The organism is Bacillus sp. PS95, from assembly GCF_037963565.1.
Lineage (GTDB): Bacteria > Bacillota > Bacilli > Bacillales > Bacillaceae > Bacillus > Bacillus subtilis.
The window spans coordinates 2,963,109-2,986,674 of record NZ_CP150160.1 but is presented as its reverse complement, the minus strand read 5'-3'; the positions used below and the strand labels follow the sequence as shown (position 1 = coordinate 2,986,674).

Genomic DNA, 23,566 nt, shown 5'->3' with positions numbered 1-23,566 from the left:
TCGTGTTAAAACGTGAAGATTTAATTGCCCCTATGCAATATAATTTAGTGAATGAAATGGAAAAGTTCAGTGCCGCTGGACAAAAAACCGCTCTTCTGTGGGAGGACGAGTCGGGTAAGCAAGAATCTTGGTCGTATGAAAAGCTGATGGAAGAAACAAATAAAATCGGAGCGGCCTTAGCTGATCTTGGATTTAAAAAGGGAGACAAGCTGATTGTAATGGTTCCGCGGGTGCTTGAAGCCTATGCCGTTTATTTGGCTATCCTGAAATCAGGAATGGTCGTTATTCCATGCTCCGAAATGCTTCGCGCGAAAGATCTTGAATACCGGATTGAACATGCAGAGGTAAAAGGCGCCATCGTCTACTCAGAATTTATTGGCGCTTTCCGGGATGTCAGTACGACTGACAAACTGATTACACTGTCTATTGGTGAAAATGATGCCGGCTGGAAAAACCTCTTATCAATTGAAGCGGACGGAAGCCAATTTAAAACAGCTGACACAACAAGAGATGATATGGCTTTCTTATCTTATACATCCGGGACAACAGGTCAGCCGAAAGGTGTTGTACATACACATGGATGGGCATTTGCTCATTTAAAAACTTCTGCCGGCGCTTGGCTTGATATTTCTGAAAAGGATATCGTCTGGGCAACTGCTGCCCCTGGCTGGCAAAAGTGGGTATGGAGTCCGTTTTTAGCGGTGCTTGGCAGCGGAGCAACCGGTTTTGTGTACCACGGCAGATTCAAAGCAGAAAAATATCTAGAGCTTTTAAATCGCTACAAAATCAATGTTTTCTGCTGCACGCCGACAGAATACCGCTTAATGGCGAAGGTTGAAGGCTTGGACCGCTTTGATCTTTCTGCCCTGCACAGCGCAGTTTCCGCAGGTGAGCCGCTCAACCGTGAAGTCATTGATGTTTTCCAAAAGCACTTTGGCATTAAGGTACGGGACGGATATGGCCAAACAGAAAGCACGCTTTTGGTTGGTGTTTTGAAAGATACGCCTATTAAACCGGGAAGCATGGGAAAACCGACACCGGGAAACCAGGTGGAGATCATAAATGAAGACGGTGAAATCTGCAAACCTGGTGAGGTTGGCGATATCGCTGTTCACCTCAGTACGCCTGCGCTCTTTAAAGAGTATTTTAAAGATCCGGAAAGAATGAAAACACAAATTCGCGGCGATTATTTCCTAACGGGAGACAGAGCAAGAAAAGATGAGGAAGGTTACTTCTGGTTTGAAAGCCGAAATGACGATATTATTATCAGCTCTGGCTATACGATCGGGCCTTTCGAGGTGGAAGACGCGCTTGTTAAGCACCCAGAAGTAAAAGAATGTGCTGTTGTCGCAAGCCCTGATGAAATCAGAGGCTCCATCGTAAAGGCATATGTTGTCCTGCAAAATCATGAAAAACGCAGTGATGAGCTTGTCAAAATGCTGCAAAACCATGTGAAGACGATTACCGCTCCATACAAATATCCTAGAGAAATTGAATTTGTGGAAAGCCTGCCGAAAACGGCTTCTGCAAAAATCAGACGAGTGGAATTAAGAAAACGTGAAGAACAGCTCAAAGCCAATAAAAAGGCGTAAAGAAAGAGAGTGAACGTGAATGAAGGCGATATGGCACGGCGGTTTCATTTATACGATGCTCGAAGAAGGCGATCGGACTGAGGCAGTTTATGTTGAGGATGGTGTTATAAAAGGCACCGGCAGCTATGAACGTTTGAAGGAAAAGTACGGGTCGCCGGAAACAGAAGAAATCAGCCTGAACGGAGCAGTGATGTTCCCCGGTTTTGTTGACAGCCATCTACATTTGATCGGCCACGGTGAGAAACAGCTTCAGCTCGATCTGTCCGCACTGACGTCGAAAGATTCAATTTTACAGGCTGCGAAGGAAAGAGAGCGGCAGCTTCCTAAAAACGATTGGCTCATTGGAGAAGGCTGGAATGAAAATCAGTTTGAGACACCTGACTACTTGACTAAGCATGATCTTGATCGCCTGTTTCCTGACAGGCCCGTCTTGCTCAAGCGTATATGCCGGCATGCAATAGCTGTCAATTCTGCGGCTCTTCAAGCAGCGGGAATTTCAAGAAATACTCCTGATCCTGACGGCGGAGTCATCGTAAAAGATGCAAATGGCGAGCCGACCGGACTCCTGTTTGATAAGGCGCAGGATTTGATTCTGAAGGCTGTCCCGCCAGTCTCCCAGCACTATGTTGATGAGGCATTAACGGCTGCAATAAAGGATTGCTGGACAAAAGGCCTGACGGGCGGTCATTCGGAAGACTTGTCCTATTATGGTGATGTTTCGGTGCCGTTGAAAGCTTATGAGAAAGCTGCCGCTGGCGGAAAGTATCCGTTCCGCTGCCATTTGCTCGTTCATCATGAAGCGGTCGATCGATGGGAGCAGCTGGAGAAACCGTCCGGCCCGTATGTGGAGTTCGGTGCGATGAAAATCTTTGCGGACGGGGCGCTTGGCGGGAGAACGGCTTTATTGAAAGAACCATATCAGGATGATCCATCAACAAATGGTGTTCAGGTTCACGATGACGAAACCCTTGGCCGGCTCATTCGCAAAGCGAGAGAAAAAGGGATGGAGGTTGCTGTTCATGCAATCGGCGATCTTGCTTTTGAAAAAGTGCTGAACGCAATAGAAAAGCATCCGCCCAAAAACGGCCGGCATGATCGGCTTATTCATGCTCAAGTGCTTGATAACGAATTAATCGAGAGAGCAGCACGCATGCCGATCGCACTTGACCTTCAGCCGCACTTCGTTGCAAGCGACTTTCCGTGGGTCATTGACCGTCTCGGAAAAGACCGGATGAAGACTGCATTTGCCTGGAAAACCCTCATATCTAAAGGCATTTTATGCGCGGGCGGTTCAGACGCCCCGATTGAGCCTGTTGACCCGCTTCTAGGGATCCAGTCCGCGGTCCTCCGGAAAAGCAGTCATGAGCAAAACGGGCCAAGCTATAATGAAAGTGAATGTTTACCTGTATATGAAGCGATAAAGCTTTATACAGAAGGTAGCGCCGGTATCATTTATAAAGAGAAGTCACGCGGAAAAATTGCGGAAGGCTATGACGCGGATTTTACAGTTCTCAGTGGTGATCCGTTTGCCATTGACCCCGCACAGCTTCATCTTTTAGATATTAAAAAAACCGTGATTAACGGCCAGATTGTATATGAGAAATCATAAAAGGACAGGCAGCAGCCTGTCCTTTTATTTTCTATAAAAAAGTACGCTTCACTTTTTCCCAAAATGAATTGTCCTTTAGTTTGACTGTTTTGATTTTCTTATTAGACAGTTTGATTTCGATCGTTTTCACATTTCTCGTGCTGAGTGCTTCATTGTCCAAGCCGATGATTGGGTGTTCGTTGCCGTCCTGCACCACACGAAGGGTCAGCTTTCGGTCAGAGCTGAGGACAAATGGCGAGCCGAGTGTCCGGTAGGTATTATTGTTAAGGGATGCAAGCTCTGATACCTGCATGCATGGAAGCAATGGATCAACAACAGCTCCTGCAACAGACTTGTTATAGGCGGTGCTCCCTGTAGGCGTTGAGATAATCATTCCGTCACCTCTAAACGTTTCAAAGTGCAGATCGTCAATCAGCACGTCCATCACAAAGGTTTTGATGATGCTTGAGCGGATGGATACCTCGTTTAAGCAGTGAAAAGGACTGGCTTGATCCACTGTCACTTCAATCAGCGGGTATTTTCTCACTTCAATTTGTTCAAACGTCATTGCATCGACCATTTTTTCTCGCTCATCACTATGAAAGTCGCAATATAAATGAGCTTTCCCCTTTTTGGTAATGCCGACGTACAAGCAGTCATCACGAAAATTCGTCTTTCTGACTGCCTGCAAAAATGTGCCGTCCCCGCCAATGCTAGCGATAATATTGGCGTCTGATTGCTGGTTCACAACGGTAAATCCATGCTCTTCCGCCAATTGTGTTAACGAGCGGGCTTGTTCGTTCGTTTCCTGATCCTGTTTGTGAAAAAAATAAACATTACGGCGTTGATCGGTCATATCCCATTTCCCCTTTGCTGTCATATTTAAGTTTTTCTGCCATCCAGTATTTGTGATAAAATACCTTTGGCCATAAGTGTACCACGTTTGCCGGCAGCCCGTTAAGCCGGAGCTTTCTCATGAAGTGAAACATTTTTCATATTGAATCGTATAATGAGAGAGTTTAGGAAAAAGGAGGAGAAAAAATGAATGCAAAAAGATGGATTGCATTAGTGATTGCTCTGGGGATTTTCGGCGTGTCTATTATCGTCAGCATCTCTATGAGTTTCTTTGAAAGCGTCAAAGGCGCTCAAACGGATCTCACATCACTGACGGATGAATCGCAGGAAAAGACGCTGGAAAACGGCAGTCTCTCAAGTAAAATTGCCGTATTAGAGGTCAGCGGCACCATTCAGGATAATGGGGACTCAAGCAGTCTGCTTGGTGCAGACGGATATAACCACAGAACGTTCTTAAAAAACCTTGAGCGCGCAAAAGATGACAAGACGGTCAAAGGTATCGTTCTGAAGGTGAATTCTCCGGGTGGCGGAGTGTATGAAAGTGCTGAAATACATAAGAAACTGGAAGAAATCAAGAAAGAAACGAAAAAACCGATTTACGTGTCAATGGGTTCGATGGCAGCATCAGGAGGCTATTACATCTCAACAGCGGCTGATAAGATTTTTGCGACACCGGAAACCCTGACCGGGTCACTCGGCGTCATTATGGAAAGCGTCAATTATTCAAAGCTTGCCGATAAGCTTGGCATTTCTTTTGAAACGATTAAGAGCGGGGCCCATAAGGACATTATGTCTCCGTCCCGTGAGATGACGAAAGAAGAAAAAAACATCATGCAATCGATGGTTGATAATTCGTATGAAGGCTTTGTTGATGTCATTTCAAAAGGGCGCGGCATGTCGAAAGCAGAGGTAAAGAAAATTGCGGACGGCCGCGTGTATGACGGACGGCAGGCGAAAAAACTGAACCTCGTTGATGAGCTTGGTTTTTATGACGATACCATTACGGCGATGAAAAAGGATCACAAGGATTTGAAAAACGCCTCTGTCATTTCTTATGAGGAAAGCTTCGGATTAGGTTCACTGTTTTCCATGGGCGCGAACAAAATGTTTAAAAGTGAAATTGATTTTTTGAATATGAGAGAAATTCTATCGCAATCCGGTTCGCCGAGAATGATGTATCTCTATGCGAAGTAGGAGGGAACAATAATGGACGCGACATATGAAGAGTTAGAGCGCAATGACATCAAAGGCCCGCAAGAAGCGGAGCAGCTGACACATGCCTATGCTGGCTTTTGGGTTCGTTTCTGGGCTTTCTTGCTTGATTGGCTCGTGATATGGGGATTAAACCATTTGCTCGTTTCTCCCCTCTTTACTGTATTGGATCTGCCGAAAACATCCGGCATGTTTACCTTCTCGGCTTACAGTGTAACAACGCTTATTGTGTATCTTGCCTACTTCGCACTCATGACTAAATACTTCAGGCAGACGCTTGGTAAAATGGTGTTCGGCCTCAAAGTGGTTTCTGTGAATCAAGATAGCAAGCTGACATGGAGTACAGTGATTTTTCGTGAAGTGGTTGGACGGTATATTGATAAGATTTGGATTTTATATATCGTTGTTGCTTTTTCACCTACAAAACAAGGGATTCATGATTACATCGCGGATACTACCGTGGTGCATGAAAAATTATACCGCAAATAACCGATAACCCGGACCTCCGTCCGGGTTTATTTTTTTAGGAATTGGCGATAATGCTCCTAGAGGAAGTGAAGAATATGGTGTATGTACTGACAGCCATTCTTATTCTCATAGGGATCGTACTGCTTCTCAGAATGAAAATCCATGTTGCGCTGGAGTATCTTCATGCCGGTGATAATGACAAATTGACCTTGAAGATTACGGCGCTGTTTGGCCTTATAAGGATCAAAAAAACAATCCCGGCGATTAAGGTGAACAAAGAAGACGGAACAGTGGATATCAAACAAAAAACTGAATCCAAAATGAAAAAAAGCAGCGGAAAGAAAAAAATTACACAAAACGATGTGCAGCAAAGCATTAATAAAATCGAAATGCTTTTGCATCAGGTCACCAGACTGCGGAAAATCAGCGCGTCTTTTCTCGCGCATTTACATATCACAAAACTAGAATGGGTTACAGTAATCGGAATTCAGGACGCGGCAGTGACAGGTGTGTTAACAGGTGCTGTATGGGGCGTGAAGGGCGGTATCGCAGCAATGCTTTACGACCACCTGGACTTTGTGAATAAACCTGTCTATGAGGTGATCCCGTCGTTTCAAGTCCCTGTTTCCAAGACCCATTTTCAGTGTATATTCTTTTTTCGCTTTGGACATGCTATGCTTGCAGCTTTCAAATTCGTCAAATACGGACGGGAGCTATCCGTATTAAAGAAGAATCCGTCGGCTAGAATGACTTCAAAGAATGATTCATCAGTTTAAGGAGGAAGCGTATATGGCAGACCATCCCATCCAAGGTTTAATGAAAACCGCAATGGAAAACTTGAAGGAAATGATTGATGTTAACACCATCATCGGAGATCCAGTAGAAACGCCTGATGGAAGTGTGATTTTAACTGTTTCTAAAGTTGGATTCGGATTCGCCGCAGGCGGAAGCGAGTTTGGCGGAAAGCCGGCCGAAAAGAAATCGGAAGACGATGAGACAAGAGAACAGAAACTTCCTTTCGGAGGCGGAAGCGGGGGCGGTGTGTCCATTACGCCGATCGCGTTTTTAATTGTCGGATCGACAGGCATCAGAATGCTTCATTTAGATGAAAATACCCATTTAATAGAGAAAATTTTAGACGCAGCCCCTCAAACACTCGAACGCATCCAGCAAATGTTCAAGAAAAATAACAAGAACCAAGGCCAGGGCCAAAATCAAAACCAAATGAACAATATGAATTATTAAAAAAAGGTTAACTGCGCTGGCCGCAGTTAACTTTTTTTTGGCATAAACTTTGCAGTTTGCAGGAAACTTTACTATGATAGAGACATACATACAAAAGGGAGGAATTATAATGGCTGAAATTACATTCAAAGGCGGTCCGGTTACACTTGTCGGACAAGAAGTGAAGGTAGGAGATCAAGCTCCTGATTTCACAGTGCTGACTAACAGCCTTGAAGAAAAATCGTTAGCTGACATGAAAGGAAAGGTAACGATTATTTCTGTTATCCCTTCAATTGATACAGGTGTTTGTGATGCACAAACACGCCGTTTTAACGAAGAAGCTGCAAAGCTTGGAGATGTTAACGTCTACACAATCAGTGCAGACCTTCCATTCGCGCAAGCGCGCTGGTGCGGCGCTAACGGAATTGACAAAGTGGAAACACTGTCTGACCACAGAGATATGTCATTTGGCGAAGCGTTCGGTGTGTATATTAAAGAACTTCGTCTGCTTGCTCGTTCCGTATTTGTCCTTGATGAGAACGGAAAAGTCGTTTACGCTGAATATGTAAGCGAAGCAACAAACCACCCGAACTATGAAAAGCCAATTGAGGCTGCTAAGGCATTAGTGAAGTAAGCAGGGAAAAAAGCTCCAGGCTGCCGCCGGAGCTTTTTTCATGGCAAGGAGGAACACAATATGCAAAAAGACCATGTAGGTGCGGTGTATGAGCTGTTAAACGAAGCCGCGATTATGATAAAGAATGAATTGCAGATTTCATATATAGAGGCGCTGGCCGAAGCAGGAGAAATGTATTTTCTTGAAAAAACGGATCAGCTGAAACTGCCTGCTGATCAGAAAACCAAACAACTTCAGGCTCTGCTTGAAAAAGCGGAATTCGGCACGTATGAGCATGAGTGGGTACGCAAGGCTTTTCAGCTTGCCGTCCTTAAAGGAATGAAAGATATCTCTCATCCAAACAGACAAATGACGCCGGATACGATCGGGCTTTTCATCAGCTATTTGGTGAATAAGTTTATGGCGGACAAAAAGGAACTGACCATTCTTGATCCAGCCTTGGGAACTGGGAACCTTCTGTTTACCGTGCTGAACCAGCTGTCTGAAAAAACGGCAAACAGCTTTGGCATTGAAATTGATGATGTGCTCTTGAAAATCGCCTATGCCCAAGCGAATCTTCTGAAAAAAGAGCTTGAGCTTTTCCACCAGGACAGCCTTGAGCCGTTGTTTATTGATCCAGTTGACACGGTCATTTGTGATCTGCCAGTCGGCTATTATCCGAATGACGAAGGAGCAGAAGCGTTTGAGCTCAAAGCTGACGAAGGCCATTCCTTCGCTCATCATCTGTTTATTGAACAGAGCGTCAAGCATACCAAACCGGGCGGCTACTTATTTTTTATGATTCCGAATCATTTGTTTGAGAGCTCCCAAAGCGGCAAGCTGAAACAGTTTTTCAAAGATAAGGTTCATATCAACGCACTGTTGCAGCTGCCAAAATCTATTTTTAAAGACGAAGCTCATGCCAAAAGCATCCTTGTGCTTCAGAAACAAGGAGAGTATACGAAAGCGCCGGGGCAAATTCTGCTTGCGAATCTTCCGTCTTTCTCCAATCAAAAGGCGATGCTTGATATGATGGCTCAATTTGATGAATGGTTTAAAAAAGAAAAGTAAGTGTTTTAAAAGCAGCTTAGGCAGCCGTATGAGGCGATGCCTAAGCTGCTTTTATTTATGCTTTTGAAGACCGGACTTGACGAATTGAATCCAGCTTTGAAACACAAAATACAGAGGGAAAAACCGCAAATTGTAAGCGTTCATCAATACAAAACCTATAGGGAATGTGTCTGAAAATAACGACTTCTTATTGTAAGCGTTATCAATACGCAAGTTGACTTGAAAAGCCGACATGACAATGTTTAAATGGAAAAGTCAGATATTTTTCGGAGAAGATGTTGATATTCACCGGGAAAAAAGTACGAAAAACGAAGTTGTTGATACAGAGTATAAAGGAGCGTCAATCATGTCCAAAATTATTGCAATTAACGCAGGAAGCTCGTCTTTGAAATTTCAGCTTTTCGAAATGCCTTCAGAAACCGTTTTAACGAAGGGTTTAGTTGAACGAATCGGTATCGCCGACAGTGTATTCACAATTTCTGTGAACGGCGAAAAAAATACAGAAGTAACTGATATTCCGGATCATGCGGTAGCTGTTAAAATGCTGCTGAATAAGTTAACGGAATTCGGCATTATTAAAGACTTGAATGAAATTGACGGAATTGGCCATCGTGTCGTTCACGGCGGAGAAAAATTCAGCGATTCTGTTTTATTAACGGATGAAACCATTAAGGAAATCGAAGATATTTCTGAATTGGCACCGCTTCACAATCCGGCAAATATCGTTGGAATTAAAGCGTTCAAAGAAGTGCTTCCAAATGTTCCTGCTGTAGCTGTATTTGATACGGCATTCCACCAAACAATGCCTGAGCAGTCTTACCTGTACAGCTTGCCGTATGAATACTATGAAAAATTCGGCATCCGTAAATACGGCTTCCACGGCACTTCACATAAATATGTAACTGAGCGTGCGGCAGAGCTTCTCGGCCGTCCGTTAAAAGACTTGCGCCTGATTTCCTGCCACCTTGGAAACGGAGCAAGTATTGCGGCTGTTGAAGGCGGAAAATCAATTGACACATCCATGGGCTTTACGCCGCTTGCCGGTGTAGCAATGGGTACACGCTCTGGAAACATCGACCCTGCCCTGATTCCATACATCATGGAGAAAACAGGCCAAACGGCTGACGAAGTATTGAATACATTAAACAAAAAAAGCGGACTGCTCGGCATTTCCGGTTTCTCAAGCGATCTTCGTGACATCGTTGAAGCAACGAAAGAAGGAAATGAGCGCGCGGAAACGGCTCTTGAAGTATTCGCAAGCAGAATCCACAAATACATCGGTTCTTACGCTGCAAGAATGAGCGGTGTAGATGCGATCATCTTTACTGCCGGTATCGGTGAAAACAGTGTGGAAGTCAGAGAACGCGTTCTTCGCGGTTTAGAATTCATGGGCGTATACTGGGATCCTGCGCTTAATAACGTGCGCGGCGAGGAAGCTTTCATCAGCTATCCGCATTCTCCAGTAAAAGTCATGATCATTCCGACTGATGAAGAAGTCATGATTGCGCGCGACGTTGTTCGTTTAGCAAAATAAATCGCATGAAAGCACATTCTCTTGAATGTGCTTTTTTGTTGATGCATGATAGTGACAGACAGAAAACATAAAAGAGGTGGGCCAATGAGCGTTCAAGAGCATAAACAAGAAGCTCCCGATATCGTTCGGTGCAAAGTGATTACTGTCAGTGACACGAGGACAGAGGAAACCGATAAAAGCGGCAAGCTGATGATCTCATTTTTAGAAGAAGCCGGTCATCATATTGCTGCATATGAAATTGTAAAAGACGAAAAGGATGCTTTGCAGCGGTCAGTGCTTGCGGGCTGCATGGATGAACAGACAGACGCGGTACTCTTAAACGGAGGGACAGGCATAGCAGATCGGGATGTCACAATTGAAGCCATAACGCCGCTGTTTTCGAAAGAACTGCCGGGCTTTGGAGAAATATTTAGGATGCTGAGTTATACAGAGGATATCGGCTCTGCCGCAATCATGTCGAGAGCAACTGCCGGCGTCATTCAGCATACCGCTGTTTTCTCAACGCCAGGCTCAAGCGGCGCAGTAAAGCTGGCAATGAATAAGCTGATTATTCCCGAACTTGCACATGTGGTCAGAGAAATCAGAAAAGACAAGTAAATGAATAAATACTATGAAACTTCACCTGAAATTTAGGTGAAGTTTTTTTTATAAAAGGCTTGAAAAAACGAAACGTACTTGTTAAAGTGTATACATACAAAATGTATTTTTATTAAATATAATTTATTTTTATACAAAATAGAAACACGGTTGAGAGGGGATTTTTATCATGTCAGAACAGAAAAAAGTCGTATTAGCATACTCAGGAGGTCTTGATACTTCCGTCGCAATAAAATGGCTTCAGGAGCAAGGATATAATGTTATCGCCTGCTGCCTGGATGTCGGTGAGGGCAAAGATTTGGCATTTGTTCAGCAGAAAGCGCTTGAAGTCGGCGCGACAAACTCCTACGTGATCGATGCAAAAGAAGAATTTGCACAGGATTACGCGCTTATCTCTTTGCAGGCCCACACAATGTATGAAGGAAAATACCCGCTTGTTTCGGCATTATCTCGACCGCTGATCGCGAAAAAACTGGTTGAAATTGCGGAAAAAGAAGATGCACAGGCGATTGCCCACGGATGCACAGGGAAAGGAAATGACCAGGTTCGTTTCGAAGTCTCCATTAAATCATTAAACCCTGACCTTGAAGTCATCGCGCCGGTTCGCGAATGGCAGTGGTCACGTGAAGAAGAAATTGAATATGCGGCTAGCCGCGGCATTCCGATTCCGATCAATCTTGACAGCCCGTATTCTATCGACCAAAACCTCTGGGGACGCGCCAATGAGTGCGGCATTTTAGAAGATCCATGGGCGGCGCCGCCAGAAGGTGCATACGATTTAACAGCTCCGCTGGAAAAAACGCCGGACACGCCGGAAGTGATTGAAATTGCATTTGAACAAGGCGTGCCTGTCTCCATTGACGGTGTTTCCTACTCGCTTTCTGAGCTGATCTTGAAGCTGAATGAAATGGCGGGCGCGCACGGTGTCGGACGTATCGACCACGTGGAAAACCGCCTCGTCGGCATTAAATCCCGGGAAGTATACGAATGCCCTGGTGCGATGACACTGATCAAAGCGCATAAAGAATTAGAAGATTTGACACTGGTGAAAGAGGTAGCCCACTTTAAACCGATCATCGAGCAAAAAATGTCAGAAATCATTTACAACGGCTTATGGTTCTCGCCGTTAAAAGATGCGCTGCACGCTTTCTTAAAAGAAACGCAAAAGCATGTCACAGGCATTGTCCGCGTGAAGCTGTTTAAAGGCCATGCAATTGTAGAAGGACGTAAATCAGAATACTCTCTATATGATGAAAAACTTGCAACATATACAAAAGACGATGCATTTGATCACCATGCAGCAATTGGATTTATCGAGCTTTGGGGACTTCCGACAAAAGTGAACAGCATCGTAAAAAAGAAGGAGCAGATTAAAGCATGAAGAAGCTCTGGGGAGGCCGATTTCAAAAAACACCGGAAAAATGGGTCGACGAGTTCGGCGCGTCCATATCATTTGACCAAAATTTAGTTGCTGAAGACATTACAGGGTCTCTCGCGCATGCTGCCATGCTGAAAAAATGCGGTATTCTGACAGCAGAAGAAGAGTTGAAAATCCGAGAGGGCCTGAATACCCTTTTGCAAAAAGCAGAGGAGGGAGCATTGGAATTCTCAGTCGATTATGAGGATATTCATTTGAACATTGAGAAAATGCTCATTGACGAAATCGGTCCTCTTGGCGGCAAGCTGCATACCGGCAGAAGCCGGAATGACCAGGTGGCGACTGACATGCATTTATACTTGAAGAATCATGTCGGCCACATCATCGAGCTGATTGAGGCATTCCAAAGTGCGCTGATTGAAAAGGCGGATGCGAACGTTGAAACGATTCTGCCGGGCTACACACATCTGCAGCGCGCCCAGCCGATTTCATTCGCTCACCATCTGCTTGCGTATTTCTGGATGCTTGAGCGCGACAAGGAGCGTTTTCAGGATTCAATGAAGCGGATTAACAAATCTCCGCTCGGTTGCGGGGCGCTCGCGGGAACAACCTTCCCAATTGACCGTGATTATTCAGCAGAACTGCTCGGCTTTGATGCCATTTATGAAAACAGCTTGGACGGCGTCAGCGACAGAGACTTCATTTTGGAGTTTTTAAGCAACAGCAGTATGCTGATGATGCACCTATCCCGTCTCGCTGAAGAAATCATTTTATGGTGCTCGCAGGAGTTTAAATTCATCGAGCTTGACGATACGTACGCAACAGGAAGCAGCATGATGCCGCAAAAGAAAAACCCTGATATGGCGGAGCTGATCCGCGGCAAAACAGGGCGCGTATATGGCGATATGATGGGGCTGTTTACGATCATGAAAGGACTTCCGCTCGCTTACAACAAAGATCTGCAGGAAGACAAAGAGGGCATGTTTGACACGGTGAAAACGGTGGAGGGCAGCCTGCAAATCTTCACAGGCATGATCCAAACAATGACTGTAAACAAAGACGTCATGAAGCAAGCAACAAAACAAGACTTTTCAAACGCGACGGAACTGGCCGATTATTTAGCTAAAAAAGGAATGCCGTTCAGAGAAGCGCATGAAGTGGTCGGGAAACTTGTGTACACATGCATCGAAAGAGGGATCTATTTAAGCGATATGCCGTTTGGCGAGTTTCAGCAGGCGAGCACACTATTCGAAGAAGATATTTACACTGTGTTAGACCCTTACTACGCAGTTGAAAAAAGAATGAGCGCCGGGGGCACCGGATTCAAACAGGTAAAGCAGGCGCTTGAAAAAGCGAAAGCTTGCGTAGCAGCAGGAGTTTGTTAAAATTTCCTTCATAAAATCCCGTCATTAAAGCCAACCTACCTCTATAATGATGGGAGGCAGAATGATGAAAAAAGAACCGGAACGCTATATTTATGATGAACAAGAAAGCCAGGAGACAACAAGGCTGATTTCAGAAGCATATCAAAGCGGTTATGTCGATATGCCTGATCAGGAGTCTTCATCTCCTGCAGAATAAGCTGTCTGTACAGGCAGCTTTTTTTGTATGCCAAAGTGTAAAAAGTGATATTGCAAGCCTTTTATAGTAAAGTAGAAGAAGAAACACTTTATTGAAAGCGGCGACGTTGCTTTGGGAGGTATTCATGTGCGACATGCTTTAATTACTGCCGGTTCGAAGGGTTTAGGCCGCAAAGTGACTGAAACGTTGCTTGCAAAGGGGTATTCAGTAACAGTCAATTACAGACAGGATGAGGAGGCAGTCAGCCGCCTGAAGGAAGCCTGTCCCGATTGTCTTGACCGGCTGCAATTTGTAAAAGGTGATGTCACCAAAAAAGAAGATCTGCTGCTTATTGCAGAGGCTGCCTTAAACCGCTTCGGAAGGATCGACTTTTTGATTAACAACGCGGGACCATACATATTTGAACGTAAAAAGTTAGCCGATTATACTGATGATGAATGGTATGGCATGCTGGAAGGAAATTTAAGCGCCGTCTTTCATTTATTCAAAGCGGTTATTCCTATTATGAGAAAACAGCAATTTGGACGCATCATTACGTACGGATTCCAAGGTGCGGCTCACGCGCCCGGCTGGCTTCACCGATCGGCATTTGGCGCTGCGAAAGTGGGCTTGGCTTCTTTGACGAAGACAATTGCCATTGAAGAAGCCGAATTCGGCATAACCGCCAACATGGTTTGCCCAGGAGACATTGTCGGCGACATGAAAGAAGCATCGATAGAGGAAGCCAGAATGCGAATTGGCAAAGAAAAAACGCCGATAGGAAGATCCGGTACAGGCGAGGATATCGCCCGGATTATCGCTTTCTTGTGTGAGGAGAACTCAGACCTTGTGACAGGGACTGTCATTGAAGCCACCGGAGGCCTCAATGTCATTAACAAGAATCAAACAACATAAGTTTTTCAGCTTTTTAAAAAGGGAAAATAAAAAAAACAAAATCATGTGACGAGGTGAAAGAAATGAAAGTGACATATCACGGACATTCTGTAATCACAGTGGAAACGAAGGACCATCATATTATTTTTGATCCGTTTTTAACAGGGAATTCATTAACGGATATAAAGCCGGAGGATGTAAAAGCGGATGTCATCTTACTAACGCACGGCCACAATGACCATGTCGGTGATACTGAACAAATCGCCAAGCAAAATAACGCGCTGGTTATAGCCCCGAACGAGCTCGCTGTGTACTTAGGCTGGAAAGGCTTGAATGTTCATCCAATGCACATCGGCGGCTCCCGCCAGTTCGATTTTGGAAAAGTGAAGCTCACACAGGCCTTTCATGGATCAGCCATCACAGATGAAGAAAACAAAACGATCACTTACACAGGCATGCCTGCCGGTATTTTGCTGACTGTAGAAGATAAAACGATTTTCCACGCGGGCGATACGGCTCTTTTCTCTGATATGAAACTCATTGGCGAATTGAATCATATCGACCTTGCTTTCCTTCCGATTGGCGATAACTTTACAATGGGGCCTGAAGACGCCAAGCTTGCCGCTGAATGGCTGCGTGCAAAACAGGTCGTGCCGGTGCATTACAATACATTCCCGGTCATCGAACAAGACCCAGAAGCATTCGCTGACAGCCTGCCGGGCGGAGTCGGCAAAGTCATGTCGGTCGGTGAGACGATCGAGCTTTAAACCGTGAAACCATCTCCTGATGAATCAGGAGGTGGTTTTTATTTTTTCAGTTATCCTGTAATGGTCTTATCAGAGGTTCCTTCCAATTCTTTGCTGCGCTGCTGAAAACGTTTGGTTATCCGGGCGATCAAGTCCTTCGTGGCGCGGTCAAAATGAACTTCTTTTTGATTTGTCAACAGCCCTATGGGCGGGGTGATATCCAGGTTCAGAATTGGAATGACTTTAGTGCCGTTGAACGGTTTAGAATGTGCGGTGCTGGTAAAGATTGAAATTCCGATGTTTTCACGTACGTAATATTCATGTGACATGCTGCTTGTGAGCTCCATTTTTTTGTAGCGATTCCCGAGTTCTCTATGTAAATGCTGTTCAATTTGTAAGCGAATGGGGCAATTGGCGGGCGTAAATATGAAGCGCTCTTCTGCTAAATCAGACAAATGGACAGCCTTCTTCTCAGCGAGCGGATGTTGATCAGATACAATCACATTTAATGTGTCATAAAAAAATGGATGGTAGTAATTTTCAAGAATCAGCTCCGGCTCGCCGCAGACTGCAAAATCAATCGTCCCGTCTAAGAGCTTTTGACTGCAGGTATTGGCGTCATCAACCTTGATATTAACTGTTATCTTTGGGTAATCCTTTAAGAAATCCTTTAAAATCTCGGGGAATATCAGACTGGCGGTTGGCTCTGAAACCCCTATGTTGATAATGCCTGCCTCTTCTTCCTTTAAGTCGGAGAGGTTGTGTTTAAGCGCCTCGTATTGGATCAAAAGATCTCCTGTTCGTTCATAAAAAAGTTTCCCTGCTTTTGTCAACTGCAGGCTTTTTCCTCTTTCAAACAGCAGTACGCCTAAATCCTGCTCCAATTGCTTCATACGCATCGATATCGTCGGCTGCGAGTAGTTGAGTATTTCTGCAGCTTTATAGAAGCTTCCAAATTTTACAATCGTATGAAACGTTTTGATTGAGCGTAACTCCAATGTGCTCCCTCCTGTTTTTCATCATTAAAAATACTGAAGTGAAGGTTTACTTTTTTTGATTAGTCAAAGATCAGAGTATGCTTTATAGTATAAACAATAAAAGCTTAGTAAACAAATAGGAATTATATATTTTGTGAAGAGGAGTGACAAAAATGAGTGAGGATATTTTTCGACTGGCAACTGTTGAAGATGCATCGGAGCTGTTGAAACTGGTTAACAGCGCATTTCAGCCCATTCGGCAGCTGGATATTGATTGGCCATCCACGAGAGCTGATATCCAAATGGTATCAGAAAATATTGAACATCATTCAGTGATTGTGCTGGAGCGGGATGGGAAGCTGATTTCAACGATTACAATCAGGTTCCCGTGGGAGAGTGAGACGCCTCCTTCAAAATATCCGTTTGTATGGTGGTTTGCGACAATGCCGGAATATAAAGGGCAAGGCGCCGGAAGTAAGCTGCTTACGTATGTTGAAGAAAAAGTGCTTCGAGATATGCTGAAGGCTCCTGCGCTGACACTCGGCACATCGGCGCGCAAACATCCTTGGCTTGCTGACATGTACAGAAGGAGAGGGTATGAAGTGTATTTTGAGCAGGAAAAAGACGGGGACATAGGTGTGATGATGCACAAGGTTCTGATTCCGGAACGATTTAACCCAACGCTTTTAGGTGCGCCCAGCTGGGCATGATGTGAGGCAGCCTATGAATAAGCGTAAAGGATTGGTTTTGCTGCTGTCAGTGTTTGCATTACTTGGCGGGGGATGTTCGCAAACAAATAACAAAACAGATCCTCAAGCTCAAACGGTCATAGTCGGCACTGGAACAGATTTTCCGAATATTGCGTTTTTAGATGAAAAAGGCGATTTGACCGGGTATGACATTGAAGTGATGAAAGCCATCGATAAGGAGTTGCCTCAATATACATTTGAATTTAAAACGATGGATTTCTCAAATCTGCTGACGAGTCTCGGAAATAAAAAAATTGATGTGATTGCGCACAATATGGCCAAAAATAAAGAACGAGAAAAGCGTTTTTTGTATCATAAAGTCCCATATAACTACTCGCCGATGTACATCACGGTGAAAGAGGATAATCACAAGATTCATACATTAAAAGACTTGCACGGAAAAACAGTCATAGTTGGCGCCACGTCAAATGCGGCAGATTATATTACAAAGTACAACAAAACGCACGGCAGCCCGATTCATTTGAAATATGCGGGACAGGGAAGCAATGACACCGCCAATCAAATTGAAACCGGGCGCGCAGATGCAACGATAGCTACACCGTTTGCCGTCGATTTTCAGAATAAAACGCACGCCTTCCGCCAAAAGACAGTCGGTGACGTGTTATTAGATACCGAGGTGTACTTTATGTTTAATAAAGGCAGCCAAACCTTGGCGGATGACACAGATCAAGCGATTAAAAAGCTGGAGAAAAACGGAACGCTAAAAAAACTAAGCCGAAAATGGCTCGGGGCAGATTATTCAAAATCAAGTTTTGAAAAATAAATGGGGCGATGAGATGAAAACGAAAGCAGCATTCATGGCAATATTATTTTCGCTTATAACAGTTCTGTCAGCTTGCGGTGCAGGCAGTCAAACGACGGGAGCCGGGCAAAAGAAGGTACAGACGATCACGGTCGGAACTGGAACCCAATTTCCGAATATTTGCTTTATCGATGAAAAAGGCGATTTAACCGGTTATGATGTCGAACTGATCAAAGAGCTTGATAAGCGCCTGCCACATTATAAATTCACATTTAAAACGATGGAATTTTCCAACCTGCTTGTCAGCCTCGGACAGCATAAAGTCGATATCGTGGCACATCAAATGGAGAAAAGCAAAGAGCGTGAGAAAAAATTTCTGTTTAACAAGGTTGCTTACAACCATTTTCCTTTAAAAATTACTGTGCTTCAAAATAACGATACGATCCGTGGAATTGAAGACTTAAAAGGAAAACGGGTGATTACGAGTGCAACCTCCAACGGAGCGCTTGTACTGAAAAAATGGAATGAGGATAATGGACGGCCGTTTGAGATTGCCTATGAGGGCCAAGGCGCAAATGAGACTGCGAATCAGCTGAAATCGGGGCGTGCGGATGCAACGATCTCAACGCCTTTTGCAGTAGACTTTCAAAACAAGACGAGCGCTATTAAAGAAAAAACCGTCGGTCATGTGCTTTCAAATGCCAAAGTGTATTTTATGTTTAACAAAAATGAACAAACGTTAAGTGACGATATTGATAAAGCCTTACAGGAAATCATTGATGACGGAACGCTGAAAAGGCTCAGTTTGAAATGGCTTGGTGACGACTATTCCAAAGAGCAGTATTAGGTAAAAAGAGAGGGAGCAGTGATGGAAAAAGCGTTTGATATGAACATGATTGGAGATTTTGTGCCGACGTTAACCGCTTATTTACCGGTTACATTATACATTTTAACACTGTCCTTGCTTTTCGGTTTTGTATTAGGACTCTTTCTGGCACTGCCCCGCATCTACAATATTCCAATTGTAAATCAATTGGCAAAAGTGTATATCTCATTTTTCAGGGGAACGCCTATCATGGTGCAGCTTTTCATCGTGTTTTACGGAATCCCGGCGCTTACGGGGCTTATCGGGATTGATACATCAAAAATGGACCCGTTTTATGCTGCTGTCGCAACCTACGCGTTAAGCAATGCAGCGGCAGCTGCAGAAATCATTCGAGCGGGGGTGGGCAGTGTAGATAAAGGCCAAACGGAAGCGGCGTACAGTATTGGCTTAAGCGGTAGTCAGGCCTTCAGGCGAATCGTTCTGCCCCAGGCACTTGTCCAGGCGTTTCCGAATATGGGAAACATGGTGATCAGTTCTTTAAAAGATACGTCTCTAGCCTTTTCAATAGGTGTTATGGATATGTCCGGAAGGGGCCAAACACTGATTACCTCAAGCAACCATTCTCTTGAAGTTTACATTGCGCTATCGATTGTTTATTATGCTGTAGCGGTTTTATTCGAATGGTTCTTTCGAGTGGCAGAAAAACGAATCAAGAAGAATCAAACAAGGATTGTTACTGTTTTTGACATGAACATACATTGATATATTTCTTCGGATGAGGGGGGAGAAGATTGCAATTTGACTTTCCATTTATCGTTTCCGCCATGAAAGAAATGGTAAAGACCATTCCTCTGACATTGATGATGGCTGTTTTGCCGATTGTGTTTGGATTTCTCGTGGCTCTTGGAAATATAATTGTTAGAATTTTTAGAATTAGGGGCTTGGTGGCTTGCTCAAGGTTTTATGTGTCTTTCTTTCGAAGTACACCTGCAATTCTTCACATTATGTTGATTTATTTAGGGATACCGCCTGTTGCAGATCAAGTCAGCAGTTTTTTTCATCTCGGCTGGTCCGCCAATGAGATACCGGTCTCCATGTTTGTCATCATGGCCTTGTCTTTAACTGCCGGAGCTTATCTCACAGAAATCATCCGGTCGGGCATTCTGGCGATGGATACCGGACAGGTCGAAGCGGCTTATTCAATCGGCTTGACATACAGCCAAACCTTTCGGCGTGTAATATTGCCGCAGGCGCTGATGGTTTCCATCCCAAACTTCACAAATTTGGGTATCGGCTTTTTGCATACCACCTCTATCGCGGCTATAGTGGCTGTCCCAGAGATTACAGGGACGGCGACTATCGTTGCTTCTGATAATTATGCATTTTTAGAAGCGTTTATCGGAGCAGCGATTATCTATTGGGTGCTGACTCTAATCCTAGAATCCGTAAATGGAGTATTAGAGAGAAAGGCAGCCAGATTTCAAGGAGGCACTTTATGATTGAGATTAAAAATATCAATAAACAGTTTGGCATCCACCATGTATTAAAAGGGATAAATCTCACGGTACGCAAGGGAGAAGTTGTGACGATTATCGGGCCGAGCGGATCAGGGAAAACCACCTTTTTACGGTGCCTGAATTTATTAGAACGTCCAGACGAAGGGATCATTTCTATACATGACAAAGTGATTAATTGCAGCTTTCCGTCCAAAAAAGAGGTTCACTGGCTCAGAAAACAGACGGCAATGGTATTTCAGCAATACCACCTGTTTGCTCACAAAACGGTGATTGAAAATGTCATGGAGGGCTTGACGATTGCCCGGAAAATGAGAAAACAAGACGCGTATGTCGTAGCAGAAAATGAACTGAGAAAGGTCGGGCTTCAAGATAAATTGAACGCTTATCCGAGTCAGTTATCGGGAGGACAAAAGCAGAGGGTAGGGATAGCAAGGGCGCTTGCCATTCATCCTGATGTGCTGCTGTTCGATGAGCCGACGGCAGCGCTTGATCCGGAGCTGGTCGGTGAAGTGCTTGAGGTAATGCTGGAAATCGTGAAAACCGGAGCCACCATGATTGTTGTTACACATGAAATGGAGTTTGCAAGAAGGGTCTCTGATCAAGTTGTTTTTATGGATGAAGGAGTCATTGTTGAACAAGGAACCCCGGAGGAAGTCTTCCGCCATACCAAAAAAGACAGAACGAGGCAGTTTCTCCGCCGTGTTTCGCCGGAATATTTATTTGAACCAAAAGAACACATAAAGGAGCCGGTGATATGATCCGCTTAAGTATTTTAGACCAAAGCTTGATTGGTGAAGGGGAGACAGCAGCTGATACATTACAGCATACAGTGAAATTGGCACAAATGGCTGAAGAATGTGGATATCACCGATTTTGGGTGGCCGAACATCACAACAATGATGAGATTGCAGGGTCTGCACCCGAGGTTCTTTTAGGCTATCTTGCTGCAAGCACAAGAAAAATTCGTTTAGCATCAGGCGGAGTGATGCTGCAGCATTACAGCTCTTATAAAGTAGCGGAGCAATTCCATCTTCTATCAGCGTTAGCTCCCGGCCGTATAGATCTTGGAGTGGGCAAAGCGCCCGGCGGGTTTCAGCTGTCCACAGACGCGCTGCAGGCCGAATATAAAAAACCGGTGCGTCAGTTTGATGAAAAACTGGAGGAGCTTACTCATTTCGTTCGGGATGATTTTCCTGATACCCACCGCTATGCCGCATTGCGTCCTAGGCCGCAGGTTGATCGGAAGCCGGGTATTTTTCTATTGGGAGGAAGCACAGAGAGTGCCATTTCTGCTGCAAAACTGGGAATCTCTTTTGTCTTTGCTTACTTTATTAACGGTGAAGAGGAAGTGCTGAAGGAAGCCCGCCGAGCATTTGACGCGCATCTCCCCCCAGGATCTGAGGCTGAATTTCATCTTGCCCCCGCTGTTTTTGCGGCACATACAAAAGAAGAAGCGGAAAAACATATTGTGTCGCGTGAATCGATAAAAGTGGTTTTGAAAGACGGGCGTAAGGTCAACGTCGGTTCCCGCGAACAGGCTGAGGCCTATCTGGAAAACGTCACAGAGCCCTATGACATCATCGTGCAAAAAACCGGGATTATTGCCGGAACAAAGGAAGAAGTGGCAGAAGAATTAACACGTTTATCAGGCACATACAAAATCAATGATTTTGTTATTTTTACACCTATCAAAAATGCTGTAGAAAAACAGCTGTCTTATCAGCTGCTGAGCGATGCAGTTTTAGCTGCAAAACGTTAAGGAGGGACAGAAGAATGAGTGATGTTGTGAACATTGTGGTTTGGAGTAAAAAAGGCTGTTCGTATTGTGAGGAAGTCAAGAATTATTTGAATGAAAAAGGGTTCCCGTTCCAAAATATCGATGTTTCAGAGAAAGAGGAACTTCGGGATATTTTACAGGTGAAATATGGGGTACGCCATGTGCCTGTGGTCGAAATCGGGCGCGGCAATCAGTATCAAGGGATAACTGAAATCGGCATTGAACACCTTGATCTTGCACTTGCTAATCATGCACAGATAAAGGAGGCAAAAAGATGACACGTGCAGATTTTATTCAGTTTGGAGCCATGATTCACGGTGTCGGGGGAACAACTGACGGCTGGCGTCATCCCGATGTTGATCCCTCGGCCAGCACGAATATTGAATTTTACATGAAAAAGGCGCAAACAGCTGAAAAAGGTTTGTTTAGTTTTATTTTCATTGCAGACGGCTTATTTATTTCTGAAAAATCGATTCCTCATTTTTTAAACCGTTTTGAACCGATCACCATTTTATCTGCGCTGGCATCGGTTACCAAAAATATTGGTTTAGTAGGGACGTTCTCTACATCTTTTACTGAGCCATTCACTATCTCCAGACAATTGATGTCGCTGGACCATATCAGCGGGGGCAGGGCTGGCTGGAATCTTGTTACTTCTCCACAGGAAGGAGCGGCGCGCAACCATAGTAAGTCTAATTTGCCAGAACACACTGAACGTTACGAGATCGCACAAGAGCATTTGGATGTTGTGCGCGGGCTGTGGAATTCCTGGGAGCATGACGCATTTATACACAATAAGAAAACAGGGCAGTTTTTCGATCCGGCGAAGCTTCATCGCCTGAATCATAAAGGAAAGTATTTTCAAGTAGAGGGGCCCTTGAATATCGGGCGCTCTAAGCAGGGAGAGCCTGTAGTGTTTCAAGCGGGTTCATCAGAAACAGGCCGGCAGTTTGCTGCTAAAAATGCGGATGCGATTTTTACCCATTCCAATTCATTAGAAGAGACAAAAGCGTTTTATGCGGATGTGAAAAGCCGAGCTGCTGATGAAGGGCGTGATCCTTCAAGTGTGCGGATTTTTCCAGGGATCAGCCCGATTGTGGCAGATACGGAAGAAGAGGCGGAAAAGAAGTATCGTGAATTTGCAGAATTGATACCAATTGAAAATGCTGTTACTTATTTGGCCCGTTTTTTTGATGATTATGATCTGAGTGTTTACCCGTTGGATGAGCCATTTCCCGATATTGGCGATGTGGGAAAGAATGCGTTTCAAAGCACAACAGACCGGATTAAGAGAGAAGCAAAAGCCAGAAATCTGACATTGCGGGAGGTAGCACAGGAAATGGCTTTTCCACGGACTCTATTCATCGGAACACCAGAGCGTGTCGCATCCTTAATTGAAACTTGGTTCAACGCTGAGGCGGCGGATGGGTTTATCGTTGGGTCGGATATACCGGGAACACTTGATGCTTTTGTAGAAAAGGTGATTCCGATTCTTCAAGAAAGAGGGCTTTATCGTCAAGATTATCGCGGCGGGACATTGCGGGAAAATCTCGGTCTTGGCATTCCGCAGCATCAATCCGTTTTACATTCATCACATCATTAGGTTTCGTCTGATCGAATGCGGA

General features: G+C 44.6%; 26 protein-coding genes and 1 pseudogene. 25 read left to right on the top strand and 2 right to left on the bottom strand.

Annotated features, from left to right (window positions below):
* The first annotated feature begins 2 nt into the window (after positions 1-2).
* Together NSQ12_RS15650 and NSQ12_RS15645 are read left to right on the top strand one after the other, a co-directional pair.
* Positions 3-1,592: an acyl--CoA ligase gene (locus NSQ12_RS15650; RefSeq protein ID WP_151262374.1), complete on the top strand. Its 1,590-nt coding sequence runs from the start codon at positions 3-5 to the stop codon at positions 1,590-1,592.
* A 19-nt stretch (positions 1,593-1,611) separates the two neighbouring features.
* On the top strand, positions 1,612-3,201 hold the full coding sequence (locus tag NSQ12_RS15645) for an amidohydrolase (protein WP_033884423.1): 1,590 nt from the start codon (positions 1,612-1,614) through the stop codon (positions 3,199-3,201).
* A 31-nt stretch (positions 3,202-3,232) separates the two neighbouring features.
* Here NSQ12_RS15645 and NSQ12_RS15640 read toward each other — a convergent pair whose 3' ends face one another.
* Positions 3,233-4,036, bottom strand: a complete 804-nt coding sequence (locus NSQ12_RS15640) for an NAD kinase (RefSeq protein ID WP_015714517.1) — start codon at positions 4,034-4,036, stop codon at positions 3,233-3,235.
* A gap of 185 nt (positions 4,037-4,221) precedes the next feature.
* On the opposite strand from NSQ12_RS15640, the gene sppA reads away from it, so the two are divergent.
* The 14 genes and pseudogenes from sppA (at position 4,222) to NSQ12_RS15570 (ending at position 15,353) form a co-directional block, all read left to right on the top strand.
* Entirely contained in the window at positions 4,222-5,229 is a 1,008-nt protein-coding gene (sppA, locus tag NSQ12_RS15635) for a signal peptide peptidase SppA (protein WP_015714516.1), read from the top strand.
* Between the two features lie 12 nt (positions 5,230-5,241).
* The gene (locus NSQ12_RS15630) at positions 5,242-5,736 is read left to right on the top strand and encodes an RDD family protein (protein WP_106073672.1); all 495 of its coding nucleotides are present in this window, start codon (positions 5,242-5,244) and stop codon (positions 5,734-5,736) included.
* A 74-nt stretch (positions 5,737-5,810) separates the two neighbouring features.
* Positions 5,811-6,491 carry a DUF2953 domain-containing protein gene (locus NSQ12_RS15625; protein ID WP_106073671.1) on the top strand — a complete coding sequence of 227 codons (681 nt, stop codon included), beginning with the start codon at positions 5,811-5,813 and terminating at the stop codon, positions 6,489-6,491.
* Positions 6,492-6,504: 13 nt separating this feature from the next.
* Positions 6,505-6,960: a GerW family sporulation protein gene (gene ytfJ, locus NSQ12_RS15620; protein WP_003223504.1), complete on the top strand. Its 456-nt coding sequence runs from the start codon at positions 6,505-6,507 to the stop codon at positions 6,958-6,960.
* Between the two features lie 109 nt (positions 6,961-7,069).
* A complete protein-coding gene (gene tpx / locus NSQ12_RS15615) occupies positions 7,070-7,573 on the top strand; it encodes a thiol peroxidase (protein ID WP_003223506.1) in 504 nt (167 codons plus the stop codon).
* A gap of 60 nt (positions 7,574-7,633) precedes the next feature.
* On the top strand, positions 7,634-8,623 hold the full coding sequence (locus tag NSQ12_RS15610) for a class I SAM-dependent methyltransferase (RefSeq protein WP_014480552.1): 990 nt from the start codon (positions 7,634-7,636) through the stop codon (positions 8,621-8,623).
* Positions 8,595-8,797 (top strand): annotated as a pseudogene (locus NSQ12_RS15605) (hypothetical protein). The gene NSQ12_RS15610 and the pseudogene NSQ12_RS15605 overlap by 29 nt, the downstream one beginning before the upstream one ends.
* A 172-nt stretch (positions 8,798-8,969) precedes the next feature.
* Positions 8,970-10,157 (top strand): acetate kinase, encoded by a 1,188-nt coding sequence (locus NSQ12_RS15600; RefSeq protein WP_003223511.1) that lies wholly within the window; start codon positions 8,970-8,972, stop codon positions 10,155-10,157.
* Positions 10,158-10,241: 84 nt separating this feature from the next.
* The gene (locus NSQ12_RS15595; protein ID WP_003229354.1) at positions 10,242-10,754 is read left to right on the top strand and encodes a molybdenum cofactor biosynthesis protein B; all 513 of its coding nucleotides are present in this window, start codon (positions 10,242-10,244) and stop codon (positions 10,752-10,754) included.
* Between the two features lie 169 nt (positions 10,755-10,923).
* Complete coding sequence (locus tag NSQ12_RS15590; protein WP_003229357.1) at positions 10,924-12,135, top strand: argininosuccinate synthase; 1,212 nt, start codon at positions 10,924-10,926, stop codon at positions 12,133-12,135.
* A complete protein-coding gene (gene argH / locus NSQ12_RS15585; protein WP_339175104.1) occupies positions 12,132-13,517 on the top strand; it encodes an argininosuccinate lyase in 1,386 nt (461 codons plus the stop codon). The genes NSQ12_RS15590 and argH overlap by 4 nt, the downstream gene beginning before the upstream one ends.
* Before the next feature lie 64 nt (positions 13,518-13,581).
* Complete coding sequence (locus NSQ12_RS15580; RefSeq protein WP_009967976.1) at positions 13,582-13,713, top strand: hypothetical protein; 132 nt, start codon at positions 13,582-13,584, stop codon at positions 13,711-13,713.
* A gap of 126 nt (positions 13,714-13,839) precedes the next feature.
* Positions 13,840-14,607: an SDR family oxidoreductase gene (locus NSQ12_RS15575; protein WP_339175102.1), complete on the top strand. Its 768-nt coding sequence runs from the start codon at positions 13,840-13,842 to the stop codon at positions 14,605-14,607.
* 62 nt (positions 14,608-14,669) lie between these two features.
* Positions 14,670-15,353: a metal-dependent hydrolase gene (locus NSQ12_RS15570; protein ID WP_003245964.1), complete on the top strand. Its 684-nt coding sequence runs from the start codon at positions 14,670-14,672 to the stop codon at positions 15,351-15,353.
* 50 nt (positions 15,354-15,403) lie between these two features.
* Here NSQ12_RS15570 and ytlI read toward each other — a convergent pair whose 3' ends face one another.
* Complete coding sequence (gene ytlI, locus NSQ12_RS15565; RefSeq protein WP_119899686.1) at positions 15,404-16,330, bottom strand: LysR family transcriptional regulator YtlI; 927 nt, start codon at positions 16,328-16,330, stop codon at positions 15,404-15,406.
* 152 nt (positions 16,331-16,482) lie between these two features.
* Between ytlI and snaA the strand changes: the two genes are divergently transcribed.
* The 9 genes from snaA to NSQ12_RS15520 are packed head-to-tail and all read left to right on the top strand — an operon-like array spanning position 16,483 to position 23,544.
* The gene (snaA, locus tag NSQ12_RS15560; protein ID WP_120028474.1) at positions 16,483-17,019 is read left to right on the top strand and encodes an N-acetyltransferase SnaA; all 537 of its coding nucleotides are present in this window, start codon (positions 16,483-16,485) and stop codon (positions 17,017-17,019) included.
* Between the two features lie 13 nt (positions 17,020-17,032).
* Entirely contained in the window at positions 17,033-17,842 is an 810-nt protein-coding gene (gene tcyJ, locus NSQ12_RS15555; RefSeq protein ID WP_339175098.1) for a sulfur-containing amino acid ABC transporter substrate-binding protein TcyJ, read from the top strand.
* Positions 17,843-17,855: 13 nt separating this feature from the next.
* Positions 17,856-18,668: a sulfur-containing amino acid ABC transporter substrate-binding protein TcyK gene (tcyK, locus tag NSQ12_RS15550; RefSeq protein WP_024572165.1), complete on the top strand. Its 813-nt coding sequence runs from the start codon at positions 17,856-17,858 to the stop codon at positions 18,666-18,668.
* Positions 18,669-18,689: 21 nt separating this feature from the next.
* Positions 18,690-19,409 (top strand): sulfur-containing amino acid ABC transporter permease TcyL, encoded by a 720-nt coding sequence (gene tcyL / locus NSQ12_RS15545; protein WP_004399112.1) that lies wholly within the window; start codon positions 18,690-18,692, stop codon positions 19,407-19,409.
* Positions 19,410-19,438: 29 nt separating this feature from the next.
* Positions 19,439-20,146, top strand: coding sequence for a sulfur-containing amino acid ABC transporter permease TcyM (gene tcyM, locus NSQ12_RS15540; protein ID WP_339175095.1), 708 nt, complete (start codon positions 19,439-19,441; stop codon positions 20,144-20,146).
* A complete protein-coding gene (gene tcyN / locus NSQ12_RS15535; protein ID WP_339175093.1) occupies positions 20,143-20,922 on the top strand; it encodes a sulfur-containing amino-acid ABC transporter ATP-binding protein TcyN in 780 nt (259 codons plus the stop codon). Before tcyM ends, tcyN begins: the two co-directional genes overlap by 4 nt.
* On the top strand, positions 20,919-21,923 hold the full coding sequence (locus NSQ12_RS15530; protein ID WP_004398798.1) for an LLM class flavin-dependent oxidoreductase: 1,005 nt from the start codon (positions 20,919-20,921) through the stop codon (positions 21,921-21,923). Before tcyN ends, NSQ12_RS15530 begins: the two co-directional genes overlap by 4 nt.
* Before the next feature lie 14 nt (positions 21,924-21,937).
* On the top strand, positions 21,938-22,219 hold the full coding sequence (locus NSQ12_RS15525; protein ID WP_076458255.1) for a glutaredoxin family protein: 282 nt from the start codon (positions 21,938-21,940) through the stop codon (positions 22,217-22,219).
* Complete coding sequence (locus tag NSQ12_RS15520; RefSeq protein ID WP_317680536.1) at positions 22,216-23,544, top strand: LLM class flavin-dependent oxidoreductase; 1,329 nt, start codon at positions 22,216-22,218, stop codon at positions 23,542-23,544. Before NSQ12_RS15525 ends, NSQ12_RS15520 begins: the two co-directional genes overlap by 4 nt.
* Positions 23,545-23,566: the final 22 nt, after the last annotated feature.